The sequence below is a fragment of the Bacteroidota bacterium genome, from assembly GCA_034439655.1.
Taxonomy (GTDB): domain Bacteria; phylum Bacteroidota; class Bacteroidia; order UKL13-3; family UKL13-3; genus CANJUD01.
In genome coordinates this window covers 1-14,197 of sequence record JAWXAU010000071.1, presented here as the reverse complement: position 1 = coordinate 14,197, position 14,197 = coordinate 1, and the positions used below count along the sequence as shown (strand labels likewise).

Annotated in this window: 13 protein-coding genes; 6 read left to right on the top strand and 7 right to left on the bottom strand. The window is 34.8% G+C overall.

Annotated elements, in window-relative coordinates:
* The 3 genes from SGJ10_04450 to SGJ10_04440 form a co-directional block, all read left to right on the top strand.
* Positions 1-391, top strand: a 391-nt coding sequence (locus tag SGJ10_04450; protein ID MDZ4757379.1) for a helix-turn-helix transcriptional regulator, incomplete at its 5' end; no start/stop codon positions are given.
* Positions 363-614: a hypothetical protein gene (locus SGJ10_04445; protein MDZ4757378.1), complete on the top strand. Its 252-nt coding sequence runs from the start codon at positions 363-365 to the stop codon at positions 612-614. The genes SGJ10_04450 and SGJ10_04445, both read left to right, overlap by 29 nt.
* Positions 614-868: a type II toxin-antitoxin system RelE/ParE family toxin gene (locus SGJ10_04440; GenBank protein ID MDZ4757377.1), complete on the top strand. Its 255-nt coding sequence runs from the start codon at positions 614-616 to the stop codon at positions 866-868. The genes SGJ10_04445 and SGJ10_04440 overlap by 1 nt, the downstream gene beginning before the upstream one ends.
* 16 nt (positions 869-884) lie before the next feature.
* Here SGJ10_04440 and SGJ10_04435 read toward each other — a convergent pair whose 3' ends face one another.
* Entirely contained in the window at positions 885-1,019 is a 135-nt protein-coding gene (locus SGJ10_04435; GenBank protein ID MDZ4757376.1) for a hypothetical protein, read from the bottom strand.
* A 531-nt stretch (positions 1,020-1,550) separates the two neighbouring features.
* On the opposite strand from SGJ10_04435, the gene dinB reads away from it, so the two are divergent.
* Both dinB and dnaE read left to right on the top strand, forming a co-directional pair.
* Positions 1,551-2,711 (top strand): DNA polymerase IV, encoded by a 1,161-nt coding sequence (dinB, locus tag SGJ10_04430; protein MDZ4757375.1) that lies wholly within the window; start codon positions 1,551-1,553, stop codon positions 2,709-2,711.
* 1 nt (position 2,712) lies between these two features.
* Positions 2,713-5,787 carry a DNA polymerase III subunit alpha gene (dnaE, locus tag SGJ10_04425; protein ID MDZ4757374.1) on the top strand — a complete coding sequence of 1,025 codons (3,075 nt, stop codon included), beginning with the start codon at positions 2,713-2,715 and terminating at the stop codon, positions 5,785-5,787.
* A gap of 29 nt (positions 5,788-5,816) precedes the next feature.
* Here dnaE and SGJ10_04420 read toward each other — a convergent pair whose 3' ends face one another.
* The 6 genes from SGJ10_04420 to SGJ10_04395 all read right to left on the bottom strand — a co-directional run bounded on the left by SGJ10_04420 (position 5,817) and on the right by SGJ10_04395 (position 12,940).
* Positions 5,817-6,221, bottom strand: coding sequence for a response regulator (locus SGJ10_04420; GenBank protein MDZ4757373.1), 405 nt, complete (start codon positions 6,219-6,221; stop codon positions 5,817-5,819).
* A gap of 7 nt (positions 6,222-6,228) precedes the next feature.
* Complete coding sequence (locus SGJ10_04415; protein ID MDZ4757372.1) at positions 6,229-8,490, bottom strand: PAS domain S-box protein; 2,262 nt, start codon at positions 8,488-8,490, stop codon at positions 6,229-6,231.
* Positions 8,480-8,938 (bottom strand): response regulator, encoded by a 459-nt coding sequence (locus tag SGJ10_04410; GenBank protein MDZ4757371.1) that lies wholly within the window; start codon positions 8,936-8,938, stop codon positions 8,480-8,482. The genes SGJ10_04415 and SGJ10_04410 overlap by 11 nt, the downstream gene beginning before the upstream one ends.
* Positions 8,935-10,488 carry an ATP-binding protein gene (locus SGJ10_04405; GenBank protein ID MDZ4757370.1) on the bottom strand — a complete coding sequence of 518 codons (1,554 nt, stop codon included), beginning with the start codon at positions 10,486-10,488 and terminating at the stop codon, positions 8,935-8,937. Before SGJ10_04405 ends, SGJ10_04410 begins: the two co-directional genes overlap by 4 nt.
* Before the next feature lie 79 nt (positions 10,489-10,567).
* The gene (locus SGJ10_04400) at positions 10,568-11,629 is read right to left on the bottom strand and encodes a response regulator (protein ID MDZ4757369.1); all 1,062 of its coding nucleotides are present in this window, start codon (positions 11,627-11,629) and stop codon (positions 10,568-10,570) included.
* Between the two features lie 81 nt (positions 11,630-11,710).
* Complete coding sequence (locus SGJ10_04395) at positions 11,711-12,940, bottom strand: PAS domain-containing sensor histidine kinase (GenBank protein ID MDZ4757368.1); 1,230 nt, start codon at positions 12,938-12,940, stop codon at positions 11,711-11,713.
* 307 nt (positions 12,941-13,247) lie between these two features.
* Between SGJ10_04395 and SGJ10_04390 the strand changes: the two genes are divergently transcribed.
* On the top strand, positions 13,248-13,904 hold the full coding sequence (locus tag SGJ10_04390) for a thioredoxin family protein (GenBank protein ID MDZ4757367.1): 657 nt from the start codon (positions 13,248-13,250) through the stop codon (positions 13,902-13,904).
* The last annotated feature ends 293 nt before the right edge of the window (positions 13,905-14,197 follow it).

Below are 14,197 nucleotides of genomic sequence, written 5' to 3'. Positions count from 1 at the left end.
GTATTATTCTAAAAGGACACAAATGAGTATTTCAGAAAACATAAAAAAAATAAGAGAAGATAAAGGATTGATGCAGAAAGACGTCTATAATAAAATTGGCTTAAAACCTGCTCATTATAACAAGTTAGAAAAGGCATTAATAGAACCCTCCGTAGATATTTTAAATAAGTTGGCTTCTTATTATGGACTTACAATTATTGAAATTATACATTACAGTAATGCCACACCTAAAGCAATAACGGTAGAAGACAAAACAGTGACAGAGCAAATAAGGCTTATTGCTCAGCTAAACGAAAAAGATAAAAGTACCGTAATGAATATCATTGATACAATGCTTACAAAACAAAAATTTCAAACTTTCTTTGAACAAAATATTCAAACTACTAAATAGTAAAATTATGCTTGCAATACACCCACAATACATTACCGATAATACCGGTAAAAAAATATCTGCCATTCTTTCTATAAAAGAATTTAAAACCATTATGGAAGAGTTGGAAGAACTCGAAGATATTAAGCTTTATGATGCAAGCAAAAATGATAATGAGCCTGCTATTAGCAAAAACAAAGCTATGGCAATGATTGAAGCCGAAAGAAAAAAACTGGGCAAATAATGTATGAACTGCAATACAAGAAGAAAGCAATTAAAGCTCTTGCCAAAATCAACGATCCTTATTATACCGCTATCATGGAAGCAATAGACGAACTTGCTGAAAATCCTCGCCCTCATGGCTATAAAAAACTTACGGGCAGAAATGGCTACCGCATACGTGTAGGAACATACAGAATTCTTTACGATATCTTTGCCAATGCCTTGATTATTGAAATCGTAAACGTTGGCAGTAGAGGTGGGATTTATGAGGATTAGAAGTGACAGAAAAACCTTATATTTGAGGACTTTCGTTGTTATGTACTTTGTTGTAAATTTCTTCTGCCCATTGGCGAACTCTTTGTAAGTCTTCTTTTGATAGATTTTTATTTACAGAAAATTCAGTACCTCCAAAATCTATATCTTTCATTGACGTTCTTGTAGTTGTTCTGAGAGTATACCCCCCGCTCTCGCCGCTCTGCGAACGGTGACTTGCCATAAAAAGTAGGGTTTGCAACCCGGCAAAAGTAGAACGCCTTTGCCACTGAACATCTGTCATAGTCAGAAAATATATCTGATTCTCGTGTTTTATGGAACGGCGACAACGGAAGGGTTTCCCAGTTCGCATCGGCCGCGGCGGCTTGCAGTTATGATACATTGGTTATAATAAATCACTGTTCGCATAACGGCGACAACGGGTATTTTTTATTATATATTTTAACCCGAAACTCAATATATAATAGTAAAAAAAAAGGGGGACTAATCCCGAATGCTTTCGGGATGTAGTTCGGCATTACCATTCTACAAACTAAATCTGCCACAGGCGGAGAACTATTATAGTTTAAGAATTGGTATTACAAGACACTGTGCACAAACTTGGGTGCAATCTGTTCATAGTTTTTTGCTCCATGCTTGAAAAATTATACCCAAATTTGAGGTTTACAAATTCACAAGAAATTTCATGGATAGATCAATCGTACATATGGACTTAGATACTTTTTTCGTGTCGTGCGAGAGGCTTGTCAATTCACAGTTGAACAATATTCCCTTAATTATTGGCGGCAGTTCCGACCGCGGTGTTGTAGCATCATGCTCCTACGAAGCTCGCACTTTTGGCGTACGTTCTGCCATGCCTATGAAACTTGCTTTACGTTTATGTCCGCAAGCCAAAGTAGTGAAAGGTGATATGGAACTTTACTCCAAATACTCGCATTTGGTTACCGATATTATAGAAGAAAGTGCTCCCGTAATGGAGAAAGCAAGTATCGACGAATTTTATTTGGATGTATCAGGTATGGAAAAATTCTTTGGCTGTTATAAATGGAGTACCGAACTATCAAAAAAAGTAACAAAGGAAACAGGATTGCCCATAAGTTTTGGATTATCTGTTAATAAAACGGTTTCAAAAATTGCTACGGGAGAAGCAAAACCGCACGGTAAAATTGAAGTATGCCAGCCAATGGTCAAAACATTCCTCAATCCATTGTCCATTAAAAAAATCCCGATGTTGGGCGATGTCACTTATCAACTACTTTCACGAATTGGTATTAGAAGGATAGAAACCTTATCAGAAATGCCTATTGATGTATTACAACAATTACTGGGCAAAAATGGAAAAGAACTTTGGAAAAAAGCAAACGGAATTGACGAAAACCCTGTTGAGCCGTATACCGAGAGAAAATCCCTTTCTACTGAACAAACCTTTGAGCAAGATACTATAGATATTCCCAAAATAAAATCTATACTACTAGGCATGGTAGAAAAACTTTGTTTTCAATTGCGTGATGAAGAATGGTTAGCTTCTGTTATCGTGGTTAAAGTTCGATATAATAATTTCGATACGGAAACCAAACAATTTAAAATATCTTATACCTCCTGCGACCATATTATATTAAAAAAAGTAAACGAATTATTTGATAGCTTATACCAACGCAGAATGAGGATACGACTTGTGGGCATAAGATTCAGCGGACTTGTACGCGGTGCATACCAAATAAATATGTTTGAAGATACTACCGAACTTATATCATTATATCAAAGTCTCGATAAAATAAAAAAACGTTTTGGTTCTTCATCTATACAACGATGTGCTGGTGTACAATTAAAAAAGAGCAAGGTATAATATGTATTTGAATTGTCACTCCTATCATAGTTTGCGATACGGTACTATACCTGTGGAAGAATTGGTGCAGCTTGCAAAAGACTGTAAGGTATCAGCACTTGCTCTCACTGATATAAACACCGTAACAGGCGTATATGATTTTATTTTAAAATGCCAGGCAAACAATATAAAACCTTTAGTAGGAATTGAGTTTAGAACTGATAACAAATTATTATATATAGGTCTTGCAAAAAACACAAAAGGTTTTGCTGAGTTATGCAAATTTTTAACTGAGTACAACTTAAGCAATACCCCATTGCCCATTCAGCCTCCTGTGTTTAAAGATGTTGTTATTATATATCCATTTAAAAATGTTCCTACCCTATTGCAAGAATATGAATATATAGGTTTGCGGCCCGAAGATATTACCAAACTTATTCGTGCTGAATGGAAAGATAGAATAGATAAAATGGTGATATACCAACCCATAACTTATCGTACCAAAAAAGAATATAATCTGCACAAAATATTGAGAGCAATGGATATAAACACCTTGCTGTCCAAACTCACGGTAGATGACCAAGCACGCGTATCAGACAAAATGATTCCTATAGATGATTTGCTTGCTCATTATATACATTTTTCTGTAGTGATAAGTAATACAGAAAATATTATTGAACAATGCAATTTTGAGTTTGATTTTAATACACCCAAAAATAAAAAGTATTATACAAACAGTCGTGAGAGTGATAAATTATTGCTCACCAATTTGGCAATGGAAGGGCTTGAACGAAGATATGGCAAAAACAATAAAGAAGCATTGGCTCGCGTACAAAAGGAACTTAAGGTGATTGATGATCTACGTTTTTCGGGATACTTTTTAATAACATGGGATATTATAAGATATAGCCAAAGCAGAGGTTTTTTGCATATAGGCAGAGGCAGTGGTGCAAATAGTATAGTAAGTTATTGTTTAGGGATTACTGATATATGCCCGATAGAATTAAACTTATATTTCGAACGATTTTTAAATCCCAGCAGGGCCAGTCCGCCCGACTTTGATATTGATTGGAGTTGGAAAGACCGAGACGAAATTTTGAACTATATATTCAACAGGTTTGGTGCAGGGCATGTAGCTTTTACTGGAACCATCGTAGAATTTAAACACCGTTCTATTATACGCGAAATTGGAAAAGTATTTGGCTTGGCCAAAGAGGAAATGGACAAGCTTGCTAAATCTTCAGCCGATTCGCATGATAAAAACTCCATCGTTAATATTATACATGAATATGGAATGTTGCTTGAAAAATATCCGAACCAACGAAGTATGCACTCATGCGGTATTCTTATATCAGAAGAACCTATTACAAACTATACTGCTTTGGAAATGCCGCCAAAAGGTTTTCCAATTGTGCAGTTCAATATGCATATTGCCGAAGATATAGGTTTTGAAAAGTTTGATATATTGAGCCAACGGGGAATTGGCCATATCAATGATTGCGTGAAACTGGTTGAGCAAAATCAAGGTATAAAAGTAGATATAAGAAATGTACTGATAAGCAAAGACGAAGCAAAAGCAAATGAATATTTGAGAGAAGGGAAAACCTTGGGATGTTTTTATATAGAAAGTCCTGCCATGCGTGGATTGTTGCGGAAATTAAAATGCGATAACTATAAAACTTTGGTAGCTGCATCATCTGTTATACGACCAGGTGTGGCACAAAGTGGTATGATGGGTGAATATGTTTTCAGACATAATAATCCCACAAAGTTTGAATACTTTCATCGCGTATTTGAAGAGCAATTGGGCGACACTTATGGTGTAATGGTTTACCAAGAAGATGTAATTAAAATTGCACATCATTTCGCCGACCTCGACCTTGCCGATGCGGATATATTACGCAGGGCGATGAGCGGAAAAACGCGTTCAAAAAAAGAATTTGAAGGTGTGAGAAATAGGTTTTTTGAAAACTGTAAAATCAAAGGATATCCTGACCAACTCGCACAAGAAGTATATAGACAAATTGAATCGTTTGCAGGTTATTCATTTTGCAAAGCACACTCCGCATCGTATGCGGTGGAGAGTTACCAAAGCCTCTACTTAAAAGTATATTATCCTATTGAATTTATGGTAGCGGTGATTAATAATTTTGGTGGGTTTTATAGAACAGAAATATATTTTCATGAGGCAAAAATGGCGGGAGCAACTATATGTTGCCCCTGTGTGAATAGAAGTGAACATCTCACCACTTTATATGATAAAGATATATATATGGGTTTTGTACATCTTAAAAGTTTGCCTGCACAAATAGGTACGATGATACCTGAAGAAAGAATGAAGAACGGGGACTATAAATCATTGGAAGATTTTATAAATCGTATACCTATAGGCATTGAAACATTACAAATTTTAATATATATAGGTGCATTTCGCTTTACTGGAAATCCCGACAGCCGTAAGGACAAAAACGAATTAATTTTGCTAGCCCGAATGTTGTTGGCGAATTACAAACCAGAAAATAGAACACCGCTATTACTACATGAACCCATTAAAGAATATACATTACCCACACTGCAAAGGTCGCCCTTTGAAGATGCATTTGATGAGATAGAATTGTTAGATTTTCCTGTATCATGTTCACCATTCGATTTGCTAAAAACTGAATTTAGGGGCGATGTAAAAACCAGTGAACTAATATATAAAGAAAAACAAATAGTAAGAATGGTGGGCTACCTTATTTCCATAAAACATGTACCTACTAAACGCGGTATGATGAACTTTGGAACTTGGATAGATGCCGAAGGAGGTTATTTCGATACTACCCATTTTGCAGATAGCTTGGCGAGGTATCCCTTTAAAGGTGGTGGCTGCTATCTTCTTTTGGGCAAGGTTGATATAGATTTTGGATTTGCATCTATTGTTATAGAAAAAATGGCCAAGTTGCCTTTTGTGCCCGACCCCAGATATGAAGACGATAAAGACATGAGTTATAAAGTTCATCAACAGATGCGAGAAGATATAAGTACCACGCATAGGGCACCCTACCCTACTGAAAGTGAAATTGGGTTGCCGAGATTTAAGATGATGGTTGATTAATAGAAATGTTTGGGAATTTATTTTATTCCCTAAAACTTCATCTTATGCTGGCCTATACTTGCCAATTTCTCAATAGATAAAGGCTTCGAAATAAAATCGTATATAAGATCATAATTATGAGATTTGCCAATATCTATCGGATCTATGGAGGACGTGAGTAAATATACTTTACAATACTGTTTTACATTGATGGGGAAATTACTAAACGCATCTAAGAACTCCCAGCCATCCATACCCGGCATATTGATATCTAAAAAAATAATATTGGGGAAACTCGATAAATCCAAATCAATTAATTGTCGAAGTTCTTTTAAGGCAGTGCTGGCATCAACATAACAGTATACATTATTGGTAAACTTTGCTATCTGCAAAATTTTTTGATTTATGAGATTGAACATCGGTTCATCATCTATTAAAAAAACACTGTTTATCATTTGCATACTAATTATTATTTATGGGTAAACAAACCTTAAAAGTCGTTCCCCTGTTCACAGTGCTTTCTACTTCTATACTTCCACCCAGTGATTCGGCCTGTGTTTTAACCAAACTTAAGCCTATGCCTCGACCTTCAATTTCAATGCTATGGAATCGTTTATATAAGCCAAATAATTTTTCACCATACTTATTCAAATCGATGCCCATTCCATTATCTTGGATACTGACACATATGTTTTCTTCGGTTTGATAACTTTCGACATGTATTTGCAAGGGAATCTCTGGTCGGCGATACTTAATAGCATTCGATATCAAATTGAATATGATACTATATATATAACTCCTCACTGAAACTATATTGGACACTTTGCTAAAGTCGCTGGTGATAGTGGCATCGCTCTCCGCAATTTGAAATTCGAGTACCTGCTCTATAAGTTTTAATTCCGTATCGAATGATACCTGATCTTTCTGTTTATTGTCGAGGTCGCGGTATGAAATAATAGTATTCATATCCTTCACCACATTGTCCAAATTAGTTACTTCCTGCTCCACACACTCCAGCAAGGTCATTTCATTTATTTTGTGATCGGGTTCAATTTTATATACAAAAGTTAACCCCAATATCTTGGCAATCTGCGAACGAAGATTATGAGAAACTATATAGGAAAATTGCTGTAGATCTTTATTCTTGTTTTGTAAATTGTGCACTAGTTCCAAGGTCACTTTTTCTGATTTAATTTTTTCAGTAATATTTCGTGAAAAACTAGCCGTTCCTACTATTTCTTCTCCTTTATGTATGGGATGGAAAGATATTTCTGACCAAGTTTCGATTGGGCTTTCGATATGTTCTATAATAGAAAAGGTTTCGCCAGAAAATGCTCGTTCAAAGTGCTTTTTGAATCGACTTAATTGAGATTCTGTAAGCCCCGAATTTAGAAAACTCCCTCCTAAACTCATGGATTTTCCTGTGATACTTTTAATCCTTTCATCAAATGATTTATTTGAGGTAATTAAGTTGAAATTTTTATCGATGCTCCACATTGCATCATTAGTATTATTGATTAGTGCCTTAAGATTGTTTCTGTCGAATTCTCTTAGCTGCTCTGCTTCTTTTTGTACAGTTGCATCTCTGCCAGTAATACAAAATCCATTGATATTACCTTCAGTATATACTGGTTGAATCAAAAAATTAATCCAGATAGTAGAATTATCTTTTTGCAAATAAGCAATATCATATATTACTGTTTCTCCACCATATACTTTTGTGATATATTCTTGATAAATTCCTTGCCTCGAAACTTCAACATAGTCAATAATATCTTTACCTATTTCTAAAGCTATTTCTACCTTTAAATTTAAAGAATTGAATTCTTTTGCTTTCTTATTATATGATATTACTTTACCATTTCTATCTACCAAAATAAACCCTTCGGATGTATTCTCAAAAATCGCATTCAGATTCGATTCCGATTGCTTCATTTTAAGGTCAGCCTGTCTTCGCTCTGTAATATCCTGCATGGCACCGATAATCCTGATGGGCTTACCAGCACTATAAACAATAAAGGCACGGTCAAATATGTATTTATAGGTATTGTCCGCACATAAAAAGCGATATTCTAATTGAATGTGCGAAATACACTGCTCGAAAGAATAATTAAGTTCTTTATATACTTTCAAAATATCGTCGGGATGAATTTTATTCTCCCACCATTTACTAGTATTTTCAAAGGTCGATTCTAAATAGCCAAAGATCCTATGTATCCCATCGTTATACTGCATGCTGTCAAGCTCAATATTCCAGTCCCATATAGTGTCGCTGGTTGCATGTGCCAGAATTTCATAGCGTTCATTGCTCTCTTTTAGGATTTTTTCAATTTTTTTTCGCTCAATACTATATGCTATACTTTTATTTAAATTTGATGCACTCAACTCGTCCTTTACCAAATAATCGGATATACCCATTGATAAGGTGGAAACGCCAAAGTCTTCGCCAGTGTATCCTGTGAGAACTATTACAGAAGTATGCCCAGACAGTTTCAATATTTGTAATACCAACTCTTCACCGCTCAAATCGGGAAGTGTGAGATCCAATAATATTACATCAATTTCTAGTTTCTTGTTTAAATACCCTACTGCATCCGCAAAAGTACTGGCACGATATATTGTAGGATTCGAAAAATTTTCTTTCAAATACTCCTCTATCAATAACAAATCGCCAATATTATCTTCTATTAATAAGAACTTTAAATCACTATTATTAAGCTTCATGCGATATACTTTTAAGTGGTAGTTGTACAATGTTAAGCCCAAAGCTTTCAATCGCCGAAAAAGCTTTCAATAAGTCGAATTCTTCTATTGGCTTGGTGATGAAACTAGTTACAATATCACTGTAGGAATTCAGTTTGTCTCTTTCTGAAAGTGAGGTGGTAATGATAACCACAGGTACCTTTTTAATATGATGGTTTAACTTAATTCTGTTCAATACCTGGTGACCATCCATTTTGGGAAGATTGATATCTAAAAAAATAATATCGGGTGTTTGTGACTCCGAAAATAATTCAATTTTTTCCAAATATTGTATTGCTTCCCAGCCATCTCGCACTAATGAGATGGTATTAACTATTTTACAATCGAGCAAAGCTTCCTTGGTAAGCACGATATCGCCTTCATTATCCTCAATTAATAGTATATGTATTGATTTCATAGTATTGGTCATGCTGTCACAGGTTTATTATATATTTTTTTAATAGTGAAATATACAACAGTACTTTCACCAACTACTGATTCGGCCCATATCTTACCCTGATGGCTTTCAATAATTTTTTTACAAATTGCCAAACCAATACCCGTTCCTGAATATTCATCCTTTTGATGTAATCGTTGAAACAATACAAAAATTTTGCTCAGAAACTGATTATCGATCCCAATTCCATTATCGGTAACCGAGAATTTCCAATAATCAATATGCTCTTCGGCAACAATCTTTATTATAGGGTGTACTTCGGACCTTTGGTATTTCAATGAATTGGAAATTATATTATGAAAAACCTGCAATAAAGGAGTTCTATATCCATATATAACAGGAAGTGAATCCCAACATAATACTGCGTTTTTTTCATTGAAAGTAGAAATATTTAATTGTCCTACTTCAGCCAATAATTTACTGAGGTCTATTTCTTCAAATTTATATTCCTTTTTTCCCACCTTCGAGTATTCAAGCAGGTCATGGATTATTTTTCGCATCCTGGCGGCACCATCCACTGCAAAATGTATATATTGTTTTGCCTTATCATCTAACTTGTCTCTATATTTATTTTCAAGTCGGCTTAAGAAACTGGTTACCATTCTTAAGGGCTCCCGCATATCGTGAGATGCCACATAGGCAAAACTCTCCAGTTCTGCATTCGACTGTGTGAGTTCTTCAGCTCTTCTGTTTAGCTTATCATATAATTCAGTAAGTGCTACTTCATTCTGTACACGTTGTGTGATATCTTTTAATGAAATACAAAAACCTATTATTTGCCCAGCTTCCTTTACGGGTGTTATCGTAAAATCTATCCACGTGATATGGCTATTCTCTCGTTGATAAGGACGCTCGTATTGTATAGTTTCACCCTGTAATACTTTTGCAATAATCTCTTGAAATTGTACAACACGCGATTTCTGAACATACTCAAATAAGTTTTTGCCGACCTCCATTTCATTCTCAGAAATAAAGAAAGTGTATTTTTTCGTTTTACTATTAAAAGCCAGAATACTACAATTGATATCAAGAAGAATAAATCCTTCGGAAGTATTCTCAAATATAGTTTTCAGATTTCCTTCCGATTGTTTTATCCTCTCCATATCGTCGACCCTATCTGAGATATCTGTAGTTGAAACAAAGGCACCAAAAATATTCCCACTTTCATCGTAAGCAGGATTGTACTTTATTAAGAATGTGTGAATTTTATTGTCGGGCAAAGTGAGTTTCACTTCCGATTCTATACTTTCTCCCTTGAATACGCTTTGATAGATTTCAACTAAATCCTGTGCAGGTCTAACTTGACTATAATTAATAATTGAGTCACCTTTTTTAATTTGTCGGTGAAAAATATTAATAAACTGCTTCTCAAATTCATCATTATAAGTCACTATTTTAAAATCCTTATCAACCAATACAAAACTTTCTCTTGTATTGATAATGAGTAAAGCAAGTTTTTGCTCAATATCTGATAATGATGTATTGCTTTGGGGTTCTTGTGTATTGGTTTCTGTAGTGCTCACTTATATACTAAAGTTATGGTTTTAAATTTGACAGCCGAACACGATCAGGATTAGTTATTGGGGACGGTTTAAAACTAAACTAATTACGCATTTTTTTAATTTTATCCATATTTAAAAACGTAATCGTGCTTCCTTTAATTTCTACTATTTTTTCTTCTCTAAAATCAGATAAAGTTCTTATCACACTTTCGGTAGAAGTGCCTACCATATTGGCTAAATCCTCACGCAATATTTCCATGCTGAACACACCTGTTTTATCTTTTGCATATCGGTCGTGCAAGGCCACTAATGCATCTGCCACTCTTTTTCTCACTGAATTATAGGCCAAGCGAATTAACCTTTCTTCTTTTTCCGTTACATCATTTGAAAGCATTTTGATGAACTTCAAAGCCACATCTCTATTATTGAGCAATAAGGCAAAAAAATCATCCTTATATATTACCACCAGTTCCGAATCTTCCATTGGCATTGCCGAGTCGGTATAAGGCATATTCTCTAGCAAGGGAATATATCCAAAGAAATCTCCTTCATTATATAATGATACTATATATTCTTTGCCATCTTCGTTTACCTTATAAGTTTTAATTTTCCCTTTGGTAATAAAATATATCCTATTAGGCATACTACCCTCCATATATATAACTTCCTTTTTTGAATACTGCTTGGGTTTACTTTCCTCCGATAATTTTTTCAACTCTTCTAATCCCCTCACGTTATCAATAAATTCACCAAACCCTTCCGCTGTCTTTGAATATTCTGTTTTTATGATATCAAATTTTTTAAGTCGAATTTCAACTGCGTCCAAAAGTTCGGTATCGTCAAATGGCTTAGTAATATAATCATCGGCACCTAAACCCATACCCTTGCGGTAATCAGTCTTCTCCGACTTAGCCGTGAGGAAAATAAATGGAATAGTTGCAGTTGCAGGGTCTTTGCCTAGCATATGCAATACTCCATATCCATCCAGCTCCGGCATCATGATATCACAGATAATTAAATCAGGTTTTATACTTTGTGCCATTCGAACACCTTCTTTACCATTGGGTGCCGAGTGAACTTTATATTTTGCAAGTTCTAAAATCTCTGATATGTTGTCCCTCATATCAGCATTGTCCTCTATGAGTAATATTGTTTTATTCATGGTCATTATTTAAAGTTCAAAAGTATAGACTTCTTCTTATTTATTTCTAGGTTAAAAATCAGTATTAATTAATGATGCTTGTCATATTAATGAAAATTCTATTTGAAATGTGGTGCCCACGCCCTCGGTAGATTCCAAAATAATTTCTGCGTTCATAATTTCTGCATACTTTTTTACAATATTGAGACCCAAACCGGTTCCTTGGATATTTTCGACATTCTTTGCTCTAAAGAATCTGTCAAAAAGATTTTCCAAATCCGATGAAGGAATACCCATGCCCTCGTCTCTTACACTTAAAGTTAGTTTGTCGTCCACTATTTCTGTAGTTATATGAATGGGTTTATTTTCAGGAGAATATTTTATTGCATTAGAAATTAAATTGAGCAGTATACTGTGAAATAAATATTTATCTAAGTGAATGGCGGTATCACCTTTAATATGTTTATACTTCACCACCTGTCCTTCTTTAAGTAAAGTTCTATTATCATCGACCAGTGATTTGATAAACTGATCCAAAATCATAGGTTCGGGGTTATTGCGAACTATACCTTCCTCCAGTTTGCCTAACGATAAGAAATTATTCAATATCTCGGTGAGGTGTGTAACGGATAATTTAATCCTGTTAATATGTTTCTTTCGTTTCTCCTCATCATTCGGTTCATTATATTTCCCAATAAGCGATACTGATGACAAGATGGTAGCCAGTGGTGTACGAAACTCGTGCGAGGCTGTACTTACAAACCGAGATTTTAATTCATTTAGTTCTCTTTCTTTGTTGTACGACTGTATTACCTCTGCCTTGGTACGAGCCAGTTCTTCTATAGCATCGCCTAGCTCTTTGGTTCTTTCCTTCACCCGTTTTTCTAGGTCCACATTTAACTGGATAATTTCTTCCTGTGCTCTCTTTATTTCAAGCTCTTGCTTCTTCCTTTCCGTAATATCTACAATAAAGTACATTAAATATTCGCCCTCTGACGTTTTAAATAGGCTCACACTTATTTCTATCGGAAACTTTGAACCGTTTTTCCGATGCCCATAAAGGTCAATCCCCTTGCCCATTGCACGTGGATGTGGACTTTCTAATATCTCTTGTTCATGCTTTAACTGATGGTTAGATACACTTTCGGGCACCAAGTCTTCAATGCTTTTGTCGATAAGCATTTCTACTTCATATCCAAACTGCTTCTCCGTTGTTGGATTTGCGATTACAATATTTCCATTCTTGTCAGAAACTATAATTCCCTCATTGGCATACTCAAACAGTGCATGTAGCATAGATTTTATCTTTCCACTTTTAAAATTTTCAGACAAAGGTATGCTTAAATATCAATCGAAAATGGATTGTTAAATTAATGTATATAAATATTTAAGACGACCGTATTGCTTGCCATAAAATGCACCCAATTAATTCTAATTGTTCACGTAATTCAACCTTACAATTTTGAATTATACTATTTCGGAAATTGTATAAGAATTGTGCCTAACGCACTGTCCATTGAGTATTCAGCTTTCAACAGGAAATTATTGTATGATGAACATCATTATAATATCGTGACACACATCATTTATCAGTGCAAGTATTATATCCAATTTTGCATCATTAAATAACAAAAAAAAAATGAAACACCTAATAAAACTATTCTATTTGACTACGTTTATCGTAGCATTTGCAATGCTGATGCATGCCGAAGTACCTCTAGTGGATGACCTTGGCCCCGACACCTTCGGAAAAACTTTTGTAGATGCTACAAAAGAAAACAAACCCGTGATGGTGCTTGTACACTCAAACACCTGCTATTCAAGTAGGATTTATATGAGGAAAGTGGTCAATACCCCTAACATACAAAAACAACTGAGTTCAGGATTTCTATGTGTGAAAGCTGATGTTGCTACAAGAGAAGGGAAACAATTTGCTAGAAGAAATGGCGTATTTGCCTTGCCAGCGATCTTCTTTATCAGCAGTGATAAATCTATTAAATACAAAGGTAAACTCTCGCTCGACTCTAATATACTACAAAATGAAATGAAGAGCTTTACCAAATGTGTAAATATAAAAGAGCAGATAGAACTGTACAAGTCGACCAATAATGTATCTTTAAAACAAGCACAAATCGCCATTGCAAACTATTATTCAAAACACGATCAAAATAAAAGTCACAGCGATAACCCCAAATTGGAAGTAGAGACCTACACCATGGGTTTGGAATGGTTTGCCGATTTTGAAAAAGCATACATGCAGAGCAGGGCAGAACTTACCAAAAACAATAAAAAATAGTAAAAGTAGTTTTTCGGAACTCCCATAATATATACCAAATAAATTGGTAGTATCCTACGAAAATAATACCGCATAAAATAATTTCATAATTTCATGGTTTGGTTTCAAAGACGAACCTCGACAAATTGTCGAGGTTTTTCTTTTTATATGCATTTATATATTGTATTATTCCTATACTAAAATAGTGCAAATACTATTAGACCTCTTTCATAATTCGATTCTAATAAATATAAAGGTTTGAAACACGAATTTTAAAACTTAGAATGCTGCCCTTTTTTATTTACAGCAGCCCG

Coding starts and splice junctions, on each gene's coding strand:
- SGJ10_04400 (MDZ4757369.1), bottom strand. CDS start 11,629: ATGAATAAAACAATATTACTCATAGAGGACAATGCTGATATGAGGGAC.
- dinB (MDZ4757375.1), top strand. CDS start 1,551: ATGGATAGATCAATCGTACATATGGACTTAGATACTTTTTTCGTGTCG.
- SGJ10_04415 (MDZ4757372.1), bottom strand. CDS start 8,490: ATGAAGCTTAATAATAGTGATTTAAAGTTCTTATTAATAGAAGATAAT.
- SGJ10_04390 (MDZ4757367.1), top strand. CDS start 13,248: ATGAAACACCTAATAAAACTATTCTATTTGACTACGTTTATCGTAGCA.
- dnaE (MDZ4757374.1), top strand. CDS start 2,713: ATGTATTTGAATTGTCACTCCTATCATAGTTTGCGATACGGTACTATA.
- SGJ10_04410 (MDZ4757371.1), bottom strand. CDS start 8,938: ATGACCAATACTATGAAATCAATACATATACTATTAATTGAGGATAAT.
- SGJ10_04420 (MDZ4757373.1), bottom strand. CDS start 6,221: ATGATAAACAGTGTTTTTTTAATAGATGATGAACCGATGTTCAATCTC.
- SGJ10_04435 (MDZ4757376.1), bottom strand. CDS start 1,019: ATGAAAGATATAGATTTTGGAGGTACTGAATTTTCTGTAAATAAAAAT.
- SGJ10_04440 (MDZ4757377.1), top strand. CDS start 614: ATGTATGAACTGCAATACAAGAAGAAAGCAATTAAAGCTCTTGCCAAA.